Origin of the sequence: Brachybacterium rhamnosum (genome assembly GCF_039526185.1) — a bacterium.
Taxonomy (GTDB): domain Bacteria; phylum Actinomycetota; class Actinomycetes; order Actinomycetales; family Dermabacteraceae; genus Brachybacterium; species Brachybacterium rhamnosum.
In genome coordinates this window covers 1,413,471-1,430,100 of sequence record NZ_BAAAIS010000002.1, presented here as the reverse complement: position 1 = coordinate 1,430,100, position 16,630 = coordinate 1,413,471, and the positions used below count along the sequence as shown (strand labels likewise).

At 72.6% G+C, this 16,630-nt stretch carries 17 protein-coding genes and 4 tRNA genes; 7 read left to right on the top strand and 14 right to left on the bottom strand.

Features of this window, described 5'->3' with window-relative positions:
* Positions 1 to 5 precede the first annotated feature (5 nt).
* The 3 genes from nrdI to ABD080_RS08375 all read right to left on the bottom strand — a co-directional run bounded on the left by nrdI (position 6) and on the right by ABD080_RS08375 (position 2,895).
* Entirely contained in the window at positions 6 to 404 is a 399-nt protein-coding gene (gene nrdI / locus ABD080_RS08385; protein WP_103384852.1) for a class Ib ribonucleoside-diphosphate reductase assembly flavoprotein NrdI, read from the bottom strand.
* Between the two features lie 20 nt (positions 405 to 424).
* Positions 425 to 688 (bottom strand): glutaredoxin-like protein NrdH, encoded by a 264-nt coding sequence (gene nrdH, locus ABD080_RS08380; protein WP_168198047.1) that lies wholly within the window; start codon positions 686 to 688, stop codon positions 425 to 427.
* A gap of 575 nt (positions 689 to 1,263) precedes the next feature.
* On the bottom strand, positions 1,264 to 2,895 hold the full coding sequence (locus ABD080_RS08375) for a Gfo/Idh/MocA family oxidoreductase (protein ID WP_343904370.1): 1,632 nt from the start codon (positions 2,893 to 2,895) through the stop codon (positions 1,264 to 1,266).
* A 213-nt stretch (positions 2,896 to 3,108) separates the two neighbouring features.
* On the opposite strand from ABD080_RS08375, the gene ABD080_RS08370 reads away from it, so the two are divergent.
* Together ABD080_RS08370 and ABD080_RS08365 are read left to right on the top strand one after the other, a co-directional pair.
* Positions 3,109 to 3,780 carry a lysophospholipid acyltransferase family protein gene (locus ABD080_RS08370; RefSeq protein WP_137770028.1) on the top strand — a complete coding sequence of 224 codons (672 nt, stop codon included), beginning with the start codon at positions 3,109 to 3,111 and terminating at the stop codon, positions 3,778 to 3,780.
* 131 nt (positions 3,781 to 3,911) lie between these two features.
* On the top strand, positions 3,912 to 4,295 hold the full coding sequence (locus ABD080_RS08365) for a universal stress protein (protein WP_137770027.1): 384 nt from the start codon (positions 3,912 to 3,914) through the stop codon (positions 4,293 to 4,295).
* A 77-nt stretch (positions 4,296 to 4,372) separates the two neighbouring features.
* Here ABD080_RS08365 and ABD080_RS08360 read toward each other — a convergent pair whose 3' ends face one another.
* Both ABD080_RS08360 and ABD080_RS08355 read right to left on the bottom strand, forming a co-directional pair.
* The gene (locus tag ABD080_RS08360) at positions 4,373 to 5,884 is read right to left on the bottom strand and encodes a catalase (RefSeq protein WP_343904369.1); all 1,512 of its coding nucleotides are present in this window, start codon (positions 5,882 to 5,884) and stop codon (positions 4,373 to 4,375) included.
* Positions 5,885 to 5,952: 68 nt separating this feature from the next.
* Positions 5,953 to 6,426 (bottom strand): Fur family transcriptional regulator, encoded by a 474-nt coding sequence (locus ABD080_RS08355; RefSeq protein ID WP_137770025.1) that lies wholly within the window; start codon positions 6,424 to 6,426, stop codon positions 5,953 to 5,955.
* Between the two features lie 122 nt (positions 6,427 to 6,548).
* On the opposite strand from ABD080_RS08355, the gene ABD080_RS08350 reads away from it, so the two are divergent.
* The 3 genes from ABD080_RS08350 to ABD080_RS08340 all read left to right on the top strand — a co-directional run bounded on the left by ABD080_RS08350 (position 6,549) and on the right by ABD080_RS08340 (position 9,365).
* Positions 6,549 to 7,835 carry a sensor histidine kinase gene (locus ABD080_RS08350; protein ID WP_343904368.1) on the top strand — a complete coding sequence of 429 codons (1,287 nt, stop codon included), beginning with the start codon at positions 6,549 to 6,551 and terminating at the stop codon, positions 7,833 to 7,835.
* Positions 7,835 to 8,557, top strand: coding sequence for a response regulator (locus ABD080_RS08345; protein ID WP_343904367.1), 723 nt, complete (start codon positions 7,835 to 7,837; stop codon positions 8,555 to 8,557). Before ABD080_RS08350 ends, ABD080_RS08345 begins: the two co-directional genes overlap by 1 nt.
* 256 nt (positions 8,558 to 8,813) lie before the next feature.
* Entirely contained in the window at positions 8,814 to 9,365 is a 552-nt protein-coding gene (locus tag ABD080_RS08340) for a hypothetical protein (RefSeq protein ID WP_137770022.1), read from the top strand.
* A gap of 140 nt (positions 9,366 to 9,505) precedes the next feature.
* Here ABD080_RS08340 and ABD080_RS08335 read toward each other — a convergent pair whose 3' ends face one another.
* The 4 genes from ABD080_RS08335 to ABD080_RS08320 all read right to left on the bottom strand — a co-directional run bounded on the left by ABD080_RS08335 (position 9,506) and on the right by ABD080_RS08320 (position 12,258).
* Positions 9,506 to 9,679, bottom strand: a complete 174-nt coding sequence (locus ABD080_RS08335) for a hypothetical protein (protein WP_168198046.1) — start codon at positions 9,677 to 9,679, stop codon at positions 9,506 to 9,508.
* A gap of 11 nt (positions 9,680 to 9,690) precedes the next feature.
* Positions 9,691 to 9,888, bottom strand: coding sequence for a hypothetical protein (locus ABD080_RS08330; RefSeq protein WP_264451882.1), 198 nt, complete (start codon positions 9,886 to 9,888; stop codon positions 9,691 to 9,693).
* A gap of 538 nt (positions 9,889 to 10,426) precedes the next feature.
* Positions 10,427 to 10,502: transfer RNA gene (locus ABD080_RS08325), tRNA-Thr, on the bottom strand.
* Positions 10,503 to 10,608: 106 nt separating this feature from the next.
* Positions 10,609 to 12,258 carry an alpha/beta hydrolase gene (locus tag ABD080_RS08320; RefSeq protein ID WP_343904366.1) on the bottom strand — a complete coding sequence of 550 codons (1,650 nt, stop codon included), beginning with the start codon at positions 12,256 to 12,258 and terminating at the stop codon, positions 10,609 to 10,611.
* A 175-nt stretch (positions 12,259 to 12,433) separates the two neighbouring features.
* Here ABD080_RS08320 and ABD080_RS08315 point away from each other — a divergent pair, with 175 nt between their 5' ends.
* Together ABD080_RS08315 and ABD080_RS08310 are read left to right on the top strand one after the other, a co-directional pair.
* On the top strand, positions 12,434 to 13,558 hold the full coding sequence (locus ABD080_RS08315; RefSeq protein WP_343904365.1) for a sensor histidine kinase: 1,125 nt from the start codon (positions 12,434 to 12,436) through the stop codon (positions 13,556 to 13,558).
* Complete coding sequence (locus ABD080_RS08310) at positions 13,543 to 14,226, top strand: response regulator (protein WP_168198045.1); 684 nt, start codon at positions 13,543 to 13,545, stop codon at positions 14,224 to 14,226. Before ABD080_RS08315 ends, ABD080_RS08310 begins: the two co-directional genes overlap by 16 nt.
* 23 nt (positions 14,227 to 14,249) lie before the next feature.
* Here the strand turns inward: ABD080_RS08310 and ABD080_RS08305 are convergent, their stop codons facing one another.
* The 5 genes from ABD080_RS08305 to ABD080_RS08285 form a co-directional block, all read right to left on the bottom strand.
* Positions 14,250 to 14,612, bottom strand: a complete 363-nt coding sequence (locus ABD080_RS08305) for a metallopeptidase family protein (RefSeq protein ID WP_168198044.1) — start codon at positions 14,610 to 14,612, stop codon at positions 14,250 to 14,252.
* A gap of 324 nt (positions 14,613 to 14,936) precedes the next feature.
* Positions 14,937 to 15,009, bottom strand: a tRNA-Phe gene (locus ABD080_RS08300).
* A 150-nt stretch (positions 15,010 to 15,159) separates the two neighbouring features.
* On the bottom strand, positions 15,160 to 16,179 hold the full coding sequence (locus tag ABD080_RS08295) for an NADP-dependent oxidoreductase (protein WP_343904364.1): 1,020 nt from the start codon (positions 16,177 to 16,179) through the stop codon (positions 15,160 to 15,162).
* A gap of 158 nt (positions 16,180 to 16,337) precedes the next feature.
* Positions 16,338 to 16,411, bottom strand: a tRNA-Asp gene (locus ABD080_RS08290).
* Between the two features lie 106 nt (positions 16,412 to 16,517).
* Positions 16,518 to 16,590 (bottom strand) — tRNA-Glu (locus tag ABD080_RS08285).
* Positions 16,591 to 16,630: the final 40 nt, after the last annotated feature.

Sequence of the window (16,630 nt, the reverse complement as noted above, 5' to 3'; positions counted from 1 at the left end):
CTCGGTCAGTGTCGCCAAAACTCTTCCAATCCGTCGTGGACCCGCTGCACGTCGCGCGGCGTGCCCAGGAGTTCGAACTTGTACATGTGGGGGACCTGGCACTTGGCGGAGATGATGTCCCCCGCCAGGCAGTAGGTCTCGCCGAAGTTGGTGTTCCCCCCACCGATCACGCCCCGGATCAGGGTCCGGTTGCGCTGGTCGTTGAGGAACTTGATGACCTGCTTGGGGACGGCTCCGCGGCCGTTGCCCCCGCCGTAGGTCGGGACCATGAGGACGAACTCCTCGTCCATGACGAGGGGCTCCTCCTTGGGGTAGAGCGGGATCCGCTGCGCGGGGAGCCCGAGCTTCTCGACGAAGCGGTGGGTGTTGCCCGACACCGAGGAGAAGTAGACGAGGGCGGACACGCCTTCCTCCCTCCGGGTCGTCAGACGGCGGCGGTGCGGCGCGGCGCCGCGGCGCCGGCCGAGGCGACGACCGCCTTGATCTTGTCCGGGCGGAAGCCGGACCAGTGGTCCTCACCGGTGATGACGACGGGGGCCTGCACGTAGCCGAGCGACTTGATGTGCGCGAGGGCCTCGGCGTCCTCGGTCACGTCGACGACGTCGTAGGCCACGCCGGCCTTGTTCAGGGCGCGCTTGGTGGCGTCGCACTGGACGCAGAGGGGCTTGGAGTACACGGTGATGTCCACGGGAAGAGGGCCTTTCTCGAGCGCCGCGCCGAGGCGGCGCGAGGAGCGGTGTTCATGCGGTGAGCGGGGTGGGATCCCTCCGGCGAGGACCCCTGATCAGGGGCCCGTCCGGCGGTTCTGCGGTGGATCACCGCGACCTCTCCAACACTACACCTAGTGGTGCCCGGCTGGGGAGACCACAAGATGTACTGAACTACATGTCTGTCATCCACAGCACTCCTGTGGAGGGGATGTGGATGGCGGGGGACGGCGGTGGACGAGGACGACAGCGCGCCGCCCACCACGCACGAACCCCGAGGATGCGGGCCCTGAGGGCCTGTGGACGGGGGTCCGGGCGGCCCTCCGCCGGTGGGGACGGACCCCTCCGGGAGCAGCACCCCGGGGCTCGACGTGAGGTCCGTCGCCCGGCGAGGATCGTGATCCGCTCGGCGTGTCCCGGCGTGTCGTCCCCCGGGCTCCCCCGGCCGTCCCCAGACCGTCCCCAGCACGCCCCGTCGACGGCGCGGGGCCGACACGTCGCAGGGCGCCGCACCCGGGGGTGCGGCGCCCTGTGACGGTGTGGGGAAGGTGCCCGGTCAGCGGCCGGCGTCCGGCGCGGACCCCTCCCCCGTCGACGGCTCGGCGGCATCGGAGGCGGGGCCCTCGGCGGATCCGGCGGCGGCCGGGGGCCAGCTCGAGCGGATCGGACCGGTGGACTCGTGCGGGAGCGCGGGATCCTCGGACGACGAGGAGGCGGCGACGTCGTCCCCGACCGGCTCGCCCTCGACCGGCTCACCCTCGCTCGGCACGCCCTCGACGGACCAGGCATCGACGATGCCGTCGGTGCGCGTGGACGGCTCGGCCTCGCTGGAGAGGTCCGGGAGGACCTCGGTGGGCTCGCCCGCGAGCGGGGCCGGCTCCGACGGGAGCACGACGGGCTCCGCAGGAGCAGGGGGCTCGGCAGGCTCAGCAGCCTCGGTGGGCTCGGCAGGCTCCGTGACGGTCGAGGCGGCAGCGGCGGGGGCGACCACCTCGATCCCGGTCCCCTCCTCCGCGGCCACCGGGGCGTCGGCCTCCGGCTCCTCCTTCTCCACGACCGCGTCGATGTCGCGGCCGTCGGCCTCGACGATCGCGGCGAGCACCTTGCGCAGGAGCGCCACCTGCTGCTGGGCGGAGGCGGGGCCGGAGATCGGCGCCTCGCCCTTCTCGACGAAGGCGTGGAACGCCTCCCACATCGACTCCGCCGAGCCCAGGCCCGCGACGGTCGCGACCTCGGTGACGACGCCGGACTTCTTCTCCCGCAGGTGCAGGGTGGAGCGACGGTCCCCGTGGGAGGGGGCGAACAGCTCGAGGTCCAGGCGCTTGCGCGCGGAGAGGATCTGCAGGGTCTCGGAGTACTCGGGGGCGAAGGGCAGGTAGTGCCACACGAGGTGCACGTGCGCGCCGCCCTCGAGCTCGCCGAGCAGCTCGATCGAGCCGGGGATGACGCCCTTGGGCCAGTGGCGCACGGCGGTGAGCTCGGTGAGCGGGCCGTAGACGGACTCGATGACGGAGAGCTGATGGGCCACGCCCGTCAGCAGACCCTTGACGTAGAGGTCGCGGTCGCGCTGGGTGGCGCTCTCGCCGCTGCCGGCGACCACGGCCTCCTGCAGGGCGTTGCGGCGCTCGCTGCGCTGCTCCGCCGGCAGGTCGTAGGCCGAGGTGGTGACGTGGGCGCCGCCGAACAGCGGCTGGCTCGCAGGCATGAGGACCCGGTGCTCGATCATCCGCACGTCCTTGACGGCGATCTGCTCGGCGATGCGCCCCACGGAGTCGTCGTACTGCTGGGGGTACGCCATCATCACGAGGTTCCGGCCGGTCATCCGCTCGAAGTCCGCGATCTTCGCGATCTCCGCGGCGGAGTAGCCCAGCGGCGGCTCCACGAGCACGGGCACACCGCGGCGCAGGAGCTGCAGGAGGTCGTCGACGTGGAGACCGTCGGTGGACAGCAGTGCGGCGTCCACGGTGATCGCGCGAGAGCGGATCGCGTCGACGAGCTCGCCGACGGTCGCGTACCGCTTCTCCTCGGCGATGCCCCAGACCTCCGCGGACTCGCGGCGCCGACGCTCGGAGTGGTCCACCAGCGCGGTGACGGCGAAGCGGTCCCAGCGCCGTCGCAGCACCGGCAGATGGACCGCCTGGGCCATCGTCCCGGCGCCGATGACGGCGATGTTCAGGGTCTTGGGCATGTCGGGGGAGCTCCTCGGGCTGGGCGGGGCGGGCGCCCGGACCGCGTGCGGTCGCCGTGGGGCCTCACCGGCCCGGGGCGCCGCGCACGGCCGGCGCGGGCGCTGCGCCTGTTCTACCACACACACCGGGGCCCTCACGGGGCGGTCCCGCACGGCCCGGGAGCGCCCGCGGCGGTACGGTGTCCCCGATCGTCGACCCCTCCTGGAGGTACCGTGCCCACCGCGTTCTACTACGGGGCCCGCGCCCTGGTGCGCCCCTATGTCCGCCTGTTCTGGAAGCCCCGCGTGACCGGGCTCGAGAACGTGCCCCGGGAGGGCGGGTACGTCATGGCGGCGAACCACCTCGCCAACGTCGACTCCTTCCTCATCCCGGTCGTGTTCGACCGCGAGGTCCACTTCGTCTCCAAGGACGACTTCTGGAAGAAGCCCGGCCTCAAGGGCTGGATCCTCAAGACCTTCTTCGAGCAGGTGGGCGCGGTGCCGCTGGACCGTGAGGCGCTCTCGAGCGGCAAGGGCGCACTGCAGGCGGGCCTCGAGGTGCTGCGCGAGGGGCACGGGTTCGGCATCTACCCCGAGGGCACGCGCTCCAAGGACGGCCTGCTGCACCCGGGGAAGCAGGGCGCGGCATGGCTCGCGATCGAGTCCGGCTGCCCGGTGGTGCCGGTGGGCGTGAAGAACACCCCGTCGATCTTCTCCGTCCCGTGGCGGAAGGTGCGCGGCACGGTGTCCGTGCGCGTGGGCCGTCCGATCGAGGTCGCCGAGATCGATCCGAGCCTGAGCAAGGGCGCCCGTCGCCGCCTGCTGACGGCACGGATCATGGACGAGATCCAGAAGCTCTCCGGCCAGACCCGCTCCGACGTCGTCCTCCCCGACGCCGAGGTCTGAGCCCGGCTCCCGCGGCTCCGGCGGGAAGGGAGCGGACCCCGGACCGCCCGCCCCCGCGCACGCCGTAGGATCGGGGCAGATCGCGCACCGTCGCGGCGCCCCGGTCCCCGAGCAGCACCCCAGGAGTGGTCATGGCAGTCGTCGTCGGATTCATCCCCACCGACGTGGGGTTCGCGGCGCTCGACGCGGCCCGCACCGAGGCGGAGCGCCGCGGCGGCCCGCTGATCCTGGTCAACGTGGTGCGCGACGGCGTCGAGGACGATCCCCGGCACGCCGACGAGGGACAGCTGGACATCGCCGCCGATCACCTGCGCGGCGCCGCGGTGCGCGTGGAGGTGCGCCAGGAGCGCACGGAGGACGACATCGCCGACGTGCTGCTGCGGGTCGTCGAGCAGGAGCGGGCCGAGCTGCTCGTGCTCGGGATCCGCCGGCAGCGGGAGCTGGGCCGGCACCTCATGGGCCTCACCGTGCAGAAGCTGCTCCTCTCCTCCCCCTCCGAGGTGCTCGTCGTCTGAGCGCCCGACCCTGACGAACGCGAGCGGCCCGCCTCCTTCCGGAGGCGGGCCGCTGCGCGTCGGGCCGTGAGGTCAGATCACTCGTCGACGGGATCGGCGCCGGGGACCTGCTCCTCGAGGCCGGCCTTGACCGCCGCCTCGATCGCCGCACCGACCTCCTGGTCGATGTTCTTCCAGTACTGGAAGGCGTTCGAGAGCACGGGCTCCTGGACCGTGGAGAGGGCACCGGAGACGGTCTCCACGAGACGGCCGCGCTCGGCCTCGTCCATGACCTCGCGGATCAGGGTGTGCGCCTGACCGAAGTCGTCGTCCTCCGCGTGCAGGGAGTAGGCGGAGCGCACGAGCGCGCCGTCGGCCTCCCAGCCATTGTCCACGGGCCCCTGCGCCTCCTGGTAGGCGCGACCGAAGGAGTTCGGCGCGTACACCGGGGCGTCACCGCTGTGCAGGAACTCCATCGCGCCCTCCTTGTCGTAGGAGTTCGTGTCCACGAGCGGGCGGTTCACGGGCAGCTGGTTGAAGTTCGTGCCGAGGCGGTTGCGCTGCGCGTCCGGGTAGGAGAAGACGCGGCCCAGCAGCATCTTGTCCGGGGAGACGCCGGTGCCCGGCACGGTGTTCGAGGGGCTGAACGCGGCCTGCTCGATCTGCGCATAGTGGTTGGTGGGGTTCTGGTTCAGCGTGAACCGGCCCAGCGGGATGCGCGGGTAGTCCTTCTTCGACCAGGTCTTCGTGAGGTCGAAGGGGTTGAAGCGGTAGTCCTTCGCCTCGTCGTAGGGCATGAGCTGCACCTCGACGCGCCAGGACGGGAACTCGCCGCCCGCGATCGCGTCGAAGAGGTCGCGACGGTGGTAGTCCGCGTCGGAGCCAGCGAGCTCGCCGGCCTCCTCGTTGGTGAGGAACTCCAGGCCCTGCTCGGTGAGGAAGTGGTACTTGACCCAGAACTTCTCGCCGGCCTCGTTGACCCACAGGTAGGTGTGGGAGGAGTAGCCGTTCATGTGACGCCAGGACTTGGGCAGGCCGCGATCGCCCATGAGGTAGGTGACCTGGTGGGCGCTCTCCGGGGAGAGGGTCCAGAAGTCCCACTGCATGGTGTTGTCGCGCAGGCCGGAGTCCGGGAGGCGCTTCTGGCTGTGGATGAAGTCGGGGAACTTCATCGGGTCGCGCAGGAAGAAGATCGGGGTGTTGTTGCCGACGATGTCGAAGTTGCCCTCGCCGGTGTAGAACTTCAGCGCGAAGCCGCGCACGTCCCGCCACGTGTCGGGCGAGCCCAGCTCACCGGCGACGGTGGAGAAGCGGGCCAGCATCGGGGTCTTCGCGCCCTTCTGGAAGAGCCCGGCCTTCGTGTACTGGGAGAGGTCCTCGGTGATCTCGAGCTCGCCGAAGGCGCCGGAGCCCTTCGCGTGGGGGCTGCGCTCCGGGATGCGCTCGCGGTCGAAGCGGGCGAGCTTCTCGACGAGGGCGACGTCGTGGAGGAGCAGGGGGCCGTCGGCGCCGACGCTGAGCGAATGGGCGTCGCTCTCGCGGGGGGCGCCGGACTCGGTGGTCGAGGGCAGCGACGAATCGTGGTGGGCCGTGGGATCCAGGTGGGTCATGGGCTTCTCCTTCGGTCGGACGGTGGTCGGGAAGGGCTGCCCCGGAGGGCAGGTCTGTGGGGCGGCGCTCAGCCGCGGGGGGTGGCGCCTGCGGGGGCGGCGGCCGGGGGAGCGTCCACGGAGCGCTCGCTCCGACAGCGGGTGCACACACCGCGGTAGACGACCTCGGCGACCTCGATCTCGAAGCCGTGGTCCTCCTGCGGGGTGAGGCAGGGGGCGTGGCCGACGGCGCACGGGACGTCCTCCAGCCGGCCGCACCGCGTGCAGACGAGGTGGTGGTGGTTGTCGTGGCGGTGCATCTCGTAGAGCATGCTCCGGCCTCCCACCGACACCCGACGCAGGATCTCCGCCTCGGTGAGGGCGCCGAGGATGTCGTAGACGGCCTGACGGGAGATGGTGCCGAGGGTCGAGCGCACGGACTGCGCGACCGCGTCGGCATCGGCGTGAGGCAGCTTCTCGACGGCCTCGAGCGTGGCCAGCCGTGGCGCCGTCACCCGCAGTCCCGCGGCGCGCAGGGCGGTGGAGTGGTCAGCGGTGGACATGACCCCGACTGTACCCAGCTCTCTGGACTTGATCAAGAAACGGGCATCTTCCAGACAGCGGCGTTCATCCACAGTCCAGACACAAACTTCGATCAGACTTCTATCAGCATTACCCTTGCCGAGTGATCGAGCACACACTACGACCCGTCGGGGCCTCCGCACGCCCCCGCACGGGGCCGGGTGCGGACTCCCCCGACGGCCGGGACGCGCAGGCGGTGAGCAGCCTCCCGCGCCTCGACAGCCGCGCCGCGGCGGTCGTCGTCACCCTCCTGCTGCTCGGCGGCACGCTCCCCGTGGCCGACGGCATGGGCCCCGCCTCGCTCGCCGTCGCCGGCGCGCTCAGCGTCTCCGGCGGCCTCGCCCTGCGCCGCCCGGTCACCGCCGCGGCTCTCACGGGCGGCGTCCTCACGCTCGCCCTGGGACTCGGCCCCGCGCACATCGGCACCGGCATCCTCGCGAGCCCGCTCGCGATCGCCGCCCTCGCCGCGCACGGCCGCCCCCGTCTCGCGGTCGCGGTCGCGCTGTGGCACGTCGCCTCGCCCGCCGTGGCCGAGGTGCTGCGCGGCGTGCACCTCGACGCCGTCCTCGCCCAGACGATCGGCTGGATGACGCTCCAGGTGACCGCCCTGCTGGGCGGCAGCTGGGGCCGGGCGCAGGTGCAGCGCGAGGTCGCCGAGCGTGCTCGGGCCGAGTTCGAGCTCGCCGAGCAGCGCCGCGCGATCGCCCGCGAGCTCCACGACACCGGGGTCCGGGCGATGGCCCGCGTCGTCATGCTCGCCGAGTCCGCCCCGCGGGAGCCGGGCGAGCAGCACCGGGCGCCCCTGCGCCGCATCTCCGCGACCGCGCGCGAGGGCACGGACCAGCTGCGCTCGCTCCTCGAGGAGCTGCGCGAGGAGCAGGCCGGCCCCGCCTCCGCCACGGCACCCGCCGTCGCCACCCGGGGGACCCCGTCCCCCACGGTCGCCGAGGAGGCCCCGCTCGCGGAGGCCCTCGAGACGCTGCGCGGGCGGCTCGCCGGCGACGGCTTCACCGTGCACCTCCACGCCGCGGGCGCCGAGGCGATCCCGGGTGGGCCGGGTGCCGTGGTGCGCCGCTGCCTCACGGAGATCGAGGAGAACGTGCTGCGCCACGGTGACCGCGAGGCCCCCGTCGCGATCTTCGTCGAGATCGAGGACGCCCCGGATCACGCACCGCGCGCCGCCACGGCTCCGCCCGGCCTCGGAGCGGGCGTCGACATCATCGTCCTGAACGCGGTGGACGACCACCGGCCCTCGGCGCTCTCCGGCGGCCACGGACTGACCGGCATCACCGAGCGCCTCGCCGCGGTGGGCGGCACCCTCCACACGGAGCGCGACGGCCGCATGTTCCTCACCCGTCTCGCGATCCCGGCGCTCACGGACGCCGCCTGATGCAGCGCAGCGCCTCCTCCCCCGCCCCGCGCACCCGGGTGCTCGTGTGCGACGACGACCCGATCGTGCGGGAGGCGCTCGCGGCCTACCTGGACCGGGAGGAGGACCTCGAGGTCGTCGCCGTCGAGGAGACCGCGGAGGCCGCCCTCGCGCGCATCGAGGAGCTCGAGCCCGAGGTCGTGCTCATGGACCTCGTCCTGCCGGGCATGGACGGGATCGCCGCCACGTCGGCGATCGTCGAGCGCCGACCGCACACCTCCGTGCTCGTGCTGACCACCTTCGGCACCGAGGAGCAGGCCCGCGCCGCGCTCGGCGTGGGCGCCGCCGGGTTCCTCCTGAAGACGACCACGGCGACGGCCATCGTCGCGGCCGTCCGCGCCGCCCGACAGGAGGCGGTGACGGTGCTCTCGCCGGTCATCGCCGCGAACATCGCCGCCGCAGCGCCCACCGATCCCGAGGACCGGGACGCCGACGGCGACGCCGCCGCGGCCCTGGGCCTCAGCGAGCGCGAGCAGGAGGTGCTCGCCGCCGTGTGCCGGGCGAGCTCGAACGCTGAGATCGCCCAGGAGCTCGGCGTCACCGAGTCCACCGTGAAGTCGCACGTCACCGCGCTGAACGCGAAGCTCGGATGCCGGTCGCGCGTCGCGCTGACGGTGCGCGCCTTCACCTTGGGCCTCGTGGCCCTGCCTCCCGACCGCCGCGAGCAGGGCGGCCGGGACTGATCACCCGGCCACCGCTCCGCGCCGCGTCAGGAGGACGCACCGCCCGGACGCCGCCGGGGCACGGGGGGACGCGAGGGTGCCGAGCTGGCAGGGATGCACGGCCCTCGCCCTGCGATGCATGAGGACCCTCCTCAGGATAGGACGCCGCGTGAGCGCTCGACGGGCCCTAAGGCCCTGTCGGGAGTTGCCCTGACCGGTACTTTCGACGTATCCGAAGCGGAGCTACCGCCCTCGGCCACCTCTCAAGGAGTCCGTTGTGACCGCATCCCCGACCCCCACCATCCCCGCCTCCACCACTCAGGCTCTCCACACCGAGCCGTCGCCCTGGGGCTTCACCGCACTGGGAATCGTTCGGATCCTCCTCGGCTTCACCTTCCTGTGGGCGTTCCTGGACAAGCTGTTCGGTCTGGGCTTCTCGACTCCCGCGGAGAGGGCGTGGCTCAACGGCGGCTCCCCCACCTCAGGATTCCTGGGCGGGTCGATCGAGGCAGGTAATCCGTTCGCCGGATTCTGGACGTTCTGGCTGAGCCTGAACCCCTTCACCGACGCCCTCTTCATGCTCGGCCTGCTCGGCATCGGCGTCGCGCTGCTGCTTGGCATCGGCATGCGCATCGCCGCCGTGAGCGGCACGGCCATGTACCTGCTGATGTACCTGGCGGCGTTTCCGATGACGACGAACCCGCTCTACGACGACCACGTCATCATGGCGGCGGTGCTCATCGCCATGGCCGGCCTCGCCGCGGGTGACCATGTGGGCCTCGGTCGCCGGTGGCGGAGGCTGGTCAGGGGCAACTCGTTCCTGATCTAACCTCATCGCACTCGCGGGGCGTGCTCCGCTCTCCTCACGGAGGGTGGGGCACGTCCCTGCGTCTGCGGTCAGTGTCGACGGGGAGACCATGGGCGTCCGAGACGCGCCCGGGCGAGCGCCGGCAGTTCGGGCCGTGGGGCTCAGGACGGCGAACCGTGGTCCATCTTCAGCACCCAGTCATGATGGAACGCGCACAGCGGAACTCGTCGGAAGCCGTCGGCGTAGGGCAGCTCGACCTCGGCGACGGCGCGGTTCTCACAGGTGAAGAACCTGCACCGGCCGGCCTGCTCGTGACGGGTGTCGGTGACGTCCATCGGGTCCGGGATCATGGTCGGCGACGATGCTTCGCGATGATGTCCCAGTAGTCAGCGCCGTCGAGCTCCTGGACCGTGCCCTCAGGGGCCCGTCGGATCAGCTCGTCGACGATCGCGTCGATGTCGAAGTCGGCGGGGTCGTGCGAACCTTCGCTGCTGCGTGCGTCGATGGCCTGGGTGACGGCCAGCGTGAGTTTCTCTCGGTCCATGTCGGCCTCCTGGGGTCGCGTGGCGTCGAGGCTACTGCCATCACGAGCTGTCCGGCTCCGGCGAGGGCGGGATCGACCGGGCGGTCGACCGACCGCCATCCGGGCGGCCCGACCCCAGCCGGCACCTGAGCAGGCATCAGCCCGACCCCACGTCGACGAGGTCCGAGCTGCTCCCGCGGTGCCCGTTGGCCGTCGCCGCCATCGCCTTCGCGATCGGCGCCTCGCCGCTCACCGGCGACAACCCCCCTGGATCCTGCTGATCGGCATATCGGTCGCACTGCTCGTCCTGGTGGCGGCATCGGTCGTGCGACGCCGCCGTCGACGCTCGCGCACCACCCGCCGCGCACACAGCCGCTGCTGACCGTCGCGAGGGCGCCCTCACTCCCGACGGGACGGTGGAGGCCTGCATGCATCCCGGGAGGCCGGGGGTGCGTCGCACGGTCTCCCCTGCGAACCCCCTGGACCAGACGAACACACGACGAGCGCGAACGACCCCCACGGCGCACACACCGTGGGGGTCGTCTCGGGTCCTGACCTGTGGAGCCGCCTGCCGGAATCGAACCGGCGACCTATTCATTACGAGTGAATCGCTCTACCGACTGAGCTAAGGCGGCGTCACCGCCGATCACGGCGGACCGGATCACTGTAGGCGACTCCCGGCCCCCGGCGCAAAACGCCGGGGCGGATCCCGCCGCAGGTCACACCCGGCGCCGCGCGGGGTCAGCAGCGGGTGCCCTCCGCGGGGGTGGTGCCCTCGAGCAGGTAGGCGTCCACCTGTTCCTCGATGCAGCCGCCCGAGCGGCCGTAGGCGGTGTGCCCGTTGCCCTCGAAGGTCAGCAGCACGCCCGAGGAGAGCTGGTCGGCGAGGGACTCGGCCCACGTGTAGGGGGTGGCCGGGTCGCCGGTGGTGCCGATGACGACGATCGGGGCGGCGCCGTCGGTCGTGACGGGGGCGGGCTCGCGCACCGGCTTCTCGGGCCAGTAGCCGCAGGTGGTGGCGGCGTAGGAGAAGGAGGAGCCCCACACCGGGTCGTCCTTCGCGAGCTGGTGCGCGAGGGCGGTCTCCTCCTCCTCGCTCGCGAGACCCGGGCGGTCCAGGCAGTTCACGGCGGTGATGGCCTCGTTGCCGTTGCCGCTGTAGCTGCCATCTCGGTTGCGGCTCGCGGACTGGTCCGCGATGTTCAGCAGGATCTGGCCGTCTCCGTCGAGCGCGGCGGCGATCCCCTCACGGCCGTACTGCCAGGAGCTGTCGTCGTACATGAGCATGAGCACGGCGGAGCGGGCGAGGGCGCCGGTGAGCGGGCGATCCGGGTCGTCCGTGGGCAGGGGGTCCGACTGGGCCTTCTCGAACAGGTCCAGGAGCTGCTGGGAGGCGGCGTCGACGTCGCCGGTGAAGGGGCACTCGCCCTCTCCCTGCTTCAGGCAGTCCTCGAGGAAGGTGCGGGTGGCCTGCTCGAAACCGCCCGCCTGGCCGGCGCTGAAGTCGTCCGCGGTGAGCGTCGGGTCCACGGCGCCGTCGAGCACCATCCGCCCCACACGCTCGGGGTACAGGCCCGCGTAGGTCGAGCCCAGGAAGGTGCCGTAGGAGTAGCCGAAGTAGTCGAGCTGCTCGGAGCCGACGGCCGCGCGGAGCACGTCCAGGTCCCGCGCCGAGGAGGCCGTGTCGAGGTACGGGAGCAGCTCCGCGGAGCCGGGATCGTCCTCGCAGCCCTCGGCGAGGCGCTCGACCCACGGGTGCTGCGCCCGCTCGCCGCCCTCGGTGAGGAGGTCGAAGGAATCGGCGCGCATCTGGTCGAGGTCCTCGTCGGTGAGGCAGTCGATGCCCTGGGAGCGGGCGACGCCGCGCGGGTCGAAGCCGACCACGTCGTAGGAGGCCATGACGTCGGCGGAGAAGTACGCATCCGCCTGGGCGGCCATGTCCACCCCGGACCCGCCGGGGCCGCCGGGGTTGACGACGAGCGAGCCCTTCGCGTCGACGGTCGCGCCCTGCCGGGCGACGGCGAGCTCCACGTCCCCGGCGGAGGGGTCGTCCCAGGCGAGCGGCACGGTGAGGGTGCCGCACTCGAGCCCGACGGAGCCGCTCACGTCCTCGCAGGCGCCCCAGTCGATCTGCTGGTCGTAGTACTGCGCGTAGGCCGGGTCCGAGGCCGGGTCGACGTCGAGATCCGCGGCGTGGGAGGTGCCCAGGTCCGCGAGCTCCGCGGCGGCCGTCCCGGTGCTCGCGGCGCCCTGGTCCGCGCCGCCGTCGGACGCGTCGGCCCCGTCGGACCCCCCTCCGGGGGTGCAGCCGGTGACCGCGAGGAGCGCGGCGGCGGCGAGCACGCCGAGCCGGGCGAGGGGGCGGCGGGACGCGGGGAGGGTGCTGCTCATGGAGGCTCCTGCGCGCCGGCGGGGACGAGCCGGCGCAGTCGACGGGCGAGGGACGGGCGGGGGTCGGGCGGGGGTCGGGCGGGGGTCGGGGCGGTCGCGAGGACCGTCCTGCGGGCCCGCACATCCTAGGGCGCCGGGCGCGCCGCACCGCTCTCAGCGCCGATAGGCTGGGCGGATGGACGAGCTGGGGATGCCGGTCAGACGCCGGTGGCAGGAGGTGGGCCTCGCCCTCCTCGTCCTCCTCGAGACCATGCTGACCTTCGTGCTGCGCACCGGGCGCGCCGATCTCCTGGCCTGTGCGGTGACGCTCGTGCTCGGCGCCGCCCTGCTGTGGCGCTGGCCCCGCTGGACCTGGCTGCTGCCGCTCGTGCTCGCCCTCAACGCCCTGGCCGGCTCCCTCGTGGTGATGGTCGTGGGCACCTACGCCTACGCGACGCGCAGCGCCTCGCGGCTGCGCACGGTGCTCATCGCGGCCGTCGCGGGGGTCGCGGGCGCGATGCCCACGCTGTTCCTCGGCGACACGATGCTCTCGGTGACCGGTGCGCTCACGAGCGTGCTCGTCGTCGCGGCGGCGACCGCGACGGGCATGTACACCGCGACCCGGCGCCTGCTGCTGGGGCAGCTCCGCCAGCGCGCGGAGCAGGCGGAGTCCGGCCGCGGCCTCGCGGAGGAGCAGGCCCGTCGGGCCGAGCGCACCCGCATCGCCCGCGAGATGCACGACATCGTCGCCCACAAGATCTCCCTGGTCGCCCTGCAGGCCGGCGCCCTCGAGGTGAACCCGAACCTCGAGCGGGAGCAGGTGCAGGCCTCCGCCGGGCTCATCCGGCAGACCGCCGCCTCCGCGCTCAACGAGCTGCGGGAGGTGCTCGGCGTGCTCCGCGGCGACGGCGAGGAGGCGCCGCTCGCCCCGCAGCCCACCTGGGAGGACGTGCGCGCCCTGGTCGCCGGCTCCCGCGAGGCGGGGATCAGCGTGGAGATGTTCGACTTCATCGACGACCCGGTGCCGGACGCCCTGGCGCGCACCGCCTACCGGGTGGTGCAGGAGGGGCTGACGAACATCCACAAGCACGCGCGGCTCACCGACTCCCGGGTGGCGCTCATCGGCGAGCCCGGGACCGAGCTGATCATCGAGGTCAGTAATGTTCTTCCCCAGGGGTTCACCTCGGATCTGCCGGGCGCCCGCATGGGCCTGTCCGGGATCGAGACGCGTGTGCTGCACGCAGGAGGGACCATCACCTCCGGCCCCACCGACGACGGACGATTCGAAGTGAGGGCGGTGATCCCATGGCCGGCGACGTGACCCGCGTGGGACTGATCGACGACGACTCCCTGGTGCGCGCCGGGCTGGCCATGATCCTCGGCGCCGATCCCGGGATCGAGGTGGTGGGCGAGGGCAAGGACGGCTCCGAGGCCGTGACCCTCGTGCACCGCCACCGGCCCGACGTGCTGCTGATGGACGTGCGGATGCCGCAGATGGACGGCATCGCCGCGACGAAGGCGGTCGTGGCGCTCGCGGAGGCGCCGAAGATCATCATGCTCACCACCTTCGACATGGACGAGTACGTCTTCCAGGCGCTCGAGGCGGGGGCGAGCGGGTTCCTGCTCAAGGACACCCCGCCGCAGGACCTCGCCCGCGCCGTGCACGTGGTCGCGGGCGGCGAGGCGATGCTCGCACCGACGGTCACCAAGCGGATGCTCTCGCACTTCTCGGAGGCGAACCCGGGCTCCCGGCAGGACCGCCACCCGGGGCTGGACCAGCTCACGGAGCGGGAGACGGAGGTCCTGGGCGCGGTGGGCGCGGGGCTGTCGAACGCGCAGATCGGCATGCGCCTGTTCATGAGCGAGGCGACCGTGAAGGCGCACGTCTCGAAGATCTTCTCGAAGCTCGACTGCACCAACCGCGTGCAGATCGCGATCATCGCCCACGAGGCGGGGCTCAGCGACCTCGACGTCGACCTGCCCGACTGAGCCGTCACGGCGCGGCCCGGGGCTCAGCCCCAGCCGAGCTCGTGGAGCCGCTTCTCGCTGAGGCCGAAGAGGTGCCCGAGCTCGTGCAGCACGGTGACCGCGATCTGCCGCACGAGGTCCTCGCGGCTGCGGGCGTGACGCTGCAGGGGCCCGCGGTAGACGAAGATCCGGTCCGGCTCGCGGAAGCCGTCGAACACGCTGCGACGGTCCAGGGGGATGCCCACGTACAGGCCCAGCAGCTCGGTGCCGTCGCCGCGCGGCTCCGGCTCCTCCTCGACGAGGATGACGACGTTGGACTCCGCGATGGTGCGGGCGATCTCGTCCGGCAGCGAGTCGAGGGCGTCGTCCACCGCCTCCTCGAAGTCCGCGCGGCTGATCTCGATCATGCGGTCATCGAAGCATGTCCGGGTGGGAGCACGATGGGGCCGGCACTCCGTGCTCCTCCGGCCGATCCTCACGCGGGCCGTCCCGAGGCAGGACCCCCGGGGCCGCCGCGGGCTCTCCCCCTGGACACGACGGCGCACGGGGTCGCGGCGACCCGCGAGGACCTCGAGCTCGTGCGGCACCGGACCCCCTGGCCGGACCCCCGGGGGACGACGGCGACCCGAGACGTGGCATCGGTGCCCGACGACCGCCCTGCACGATCGGGCCCGGACATGACCTGGCCACGACACGACGAAGGCCCCTGCGATGCAGGGGGCCTTCCGCGGTGGCTCCGACCGGCGTCGATCCGGTGACCTTTCGATTTTCAGTCGAACGCTCTACCAACTGAGCTACAGAGCCGTGGCCGTCAGGCCGTGGTCGCGGGGCGACCGAGGAATAGGCTAGCAGGGCTCACGCCCCGCTCCCAACCGACGGCCGCCGGTGTAAGGCACACCACCCTCACGGACTCGACGGTCGCCCCGCGCCGGCCGGTCGAGTGCCGGTCGCGCCTCAGCCGAGGGTCACGAGGGCCTTGCCGAGGTTGTCCCCGCGCAGCATGCCGACGAACGCCTCCGGCGCCCGGTCCAGGCCCCGGGTGACGTCCTCCGCGTAGCGCACGGAGCCGTCCTGCACCCAGGCGGTCATCTCCCGCAGGAAGTCCTCTTGCATCTCCTCGCGGAACTCCCGCTGGATGAAGCCGCGCAGGGTCAGGCTCCGCGAGAGCACCTGCCCCAGCAGCTGCCCCGAGCGGTCCGGCCCCTCGGGCAGCGAGGTGGCGCTGTACTGGGCGGCGAGGCCGCACACGGGCACGCGAGCGTACTCGTTCAGCAGCGGCAGCACGGCGTCCCACACGGCGCCGCCCACGTTCTCGAAGTACACGTCGATGCCCCGCGGGGAGGCGGCCGCGAGGCGGCCCGGGAAGTCCGGGGCGCGATGGTCGAGGGCCTCGTCGAAGCCGAGGCCGCGCAGGTGCTCGACCTTGCGCTCGCCGCCGGCGATGCCGATCGCTCGGGCGCCGCGCAGGCGGGCGATCTGGCCGACGGCGGAGCCGACGGGCCCGGCGGCGGCGGCGACGGCGAGGGTCTCGCCCTGCTGGGGCTTGCCGATGGCGCGCAGGCCCGCATAGGCGGTGAAGCCGGGCATGCCGAGCACGCCGAGGGCGGTGGTGACGGGGGCGACGGCCGGGTCGAGGCGGCGCAGCGTCGCGGCGGGCTCGACGCTGTACTCCTGCCAGCCGCCGTAGCCGAGGACGATCTCGCCGGGCGCGAGGCCCTCCGCCTCCGAGGCGACGACCTCGGCGACGGTCGCGCCGACGATGACGTCCCCGATCTCCATGGGGGCCGCGTAGGAGCGGGCGTCGCTCATGCGGCCGCGCACGTACGGGTCCAGCGAGATGTGGAGGGTACGCAGCAGCGCCTCCCCCAGGCCGGGGACGGGCAGCGGGGCGGAGTCGTGGACGAAGTCCTCCGGCGCGGGCACGCCGTGGGGACGGGAGGCGAGACGGATCCGGTGGTTGACGGGGGTGCTCATCCCTCAACCCTAGGAGCCGCCTGCCCCTGCACGCTGTGACAGGGGTGTGAGCGGCACTCAGGCCTCGGCCGATGCGCGAGCGCGACCCTCGGGCGCTCGGAGGACCGGCGGGCATGCAGAAGGCCCCGGAGCGATGCTCCGGGGCCTTCTGTGCGGTGCGACCCTGACCGGACTTGAACCGGCGACCTCCGCCGTGACAGGGCGGCGCTCTAACCAACTGAGCTACAGGGCCATTCGTCGTTCCGCCTCGCGGCCTCTCGACTCGGATAACTCTACCGGACCTCCGCGGGGGGTCATGACCACTTTCGCTGTGACGCCCCTCGCAGTCCTGCGAGCAGTACCCCCAACGGGATTCGAACCCGTGTCGCCGGCGTGAAAGGCCAGTGTCCTGGGCCGCTAGACGATGGGGGCCCGGGGCAGCGAGCTGCCCGGGCCGAGCATACCCATGCCC

Coding starts and splice junctions, on each gene's coding strand:
- ABD080_RS08375 (WP_343904370.1), bottom strand. CDS start 2,895: ATGCCCAAGACCCTGAACATCGCCGTCATCGGCGCCGGGACGATGGCC.
- ABD080_RS08365 (WP_137770027.1), top strand. CDS start 3,912: ATGGCAGTCGTCGTCGGATTCATCCCCACCGACGTGGGGTTCGCGGCG.
- ABD080_RS08360 (WP_343904369.1), bottom strand. CDS start 5,884: ATGACCCACCTGGATCCCACGGCCCACCACGATTCGTCGCTGCCCTCG.
- ABD080_RS08355 (WP_137770025.1), bottom strand. CDS start 6,426: ATGTCCACCGCTGACCACTCCACCGCCCTGCGCGCCGCGGGACTGCGG.
- ABD080_RS08345 (WP_343904367.1), top strand. CDS start 7,835: ATGCAGCGCAGCGCCTCCTCCCCCGCCCCGCGCACCCGGGTGCTCGTG.
- ABD080_RS08335 (WP_168198046.1), bottom strand. CDS start 9,679: ATGGACGTCACCGACACCCGTCACGAGCAGGCCGGCCGGTGCAGGTTC.
- ABD080_RS08330 (WP_264451882.1), bottom strand. CDS start 9,888: ATGGACCGAGAGAAACTCACGCTGGCCGTCACCCAGGCCATCGACGCA.
- ABD080_RS08320 (WP_343904366.1), bottom strand. CDS start 12,258: ATGAGCAGCACCCTCCCCGCGTCCCGCCGCCCCCTCGCCCGGCTCGGC.
- ABD080_RS08315 (WP_343904365.1), top strand. CDS start 12,434: ATGGACGAGCTGGGGATGCCGGTCAGACGCCGGTGGCAGGAGGTGGGC.
- ABD080_RS08310 (WP_168198045.1), top strand. CDS start 13,543: ATGGCCGGCGACGTGACCCGCGTGGGACTGATCGACGACGACTCCCTG.
- ABD080_RS08305 (WP_168198044.1), bottom strand. CDS start 14,612: ATGATCGAGATCAGCCGCGCGGACTTCGAGGAGGCGGTGGACGACGCC.
- ABD080_RS08295 (WP_343904364.1), bottom strand. CDS start 16,179: ATGAGCACCCCCGTCAACCACCGGATCCGTCTCGCCTCCCGTCCCCAC.